Here is a 561-nt window from a genome sequence, read left to right as displayed (position 1 = left end):
CGGCTTTCGCCACGCCAGCCTGTCCGTATGGCTGTGGTACGACAAGTTTTACGGCCTGTACTCCACAGTCGAACCACCCAACACCACCTACGTCTGGGCCGCCCCCTTCCCCGACCCCGACCCGCAAGGCAGACACGACTGGACACCGCTCTCCCGCGACGTCGGCGGTATCGCCCTCTGCAGCATCTCCACCAACCCGACGGTCAAACCCGACCGACTTTTCTTCACCTACCGGCGCACCAGCCGAACCCCACCCACCAACCAACACGGACCCCACCCCGCACCCACCACCAACGTCTTCGGCAGCTGGAAAGCCCTCGACTACATCCACACCACCCACCTCCGCGCCCAACGCTGCAACACCCCACCCCGCCCACTACCCGCACCCACCGGAAAATCTGTCCCCGGCTGGCCCAGCGCAAGCCAATGACACCAACGACACCAATGACCACACCCCTACCCGCCTACCTCCTCGCCGCATTACGCTCCCCACCCGGCACCACCGTCGATGACATCCTCAACCAGTTCCCCGACCTACGACGCGCTGCCACAGCCCGACCC

At 65.4% G+C, this 561-nt stretch carries 1 pseudogene; it reads left to right on the top strand.

Annotation, left to right across the window (positions count from 1 at the left end):
- Positions 1–430: pseudogene (locus QSJ18_RS20115) on the top strand (hypothetical protein); the annotation flags it as partial.
- Between the last annotated feature and the right edge of the window lie 131 nt (positions 431–561).

Source organism: Gordonia heveisoli, assembly GCF_030315745.1.
Lineage (GTDB): Bacteria > Actinomycetota > Actinomycetes > Mycobacteriales > Mycobacteriaceae > Gordonia.
The sequence above is the reverse complement of the archived record's forward strand: the minus strand, read 5'-3'. Positions and strand labels throughout refer to the sequence as shown.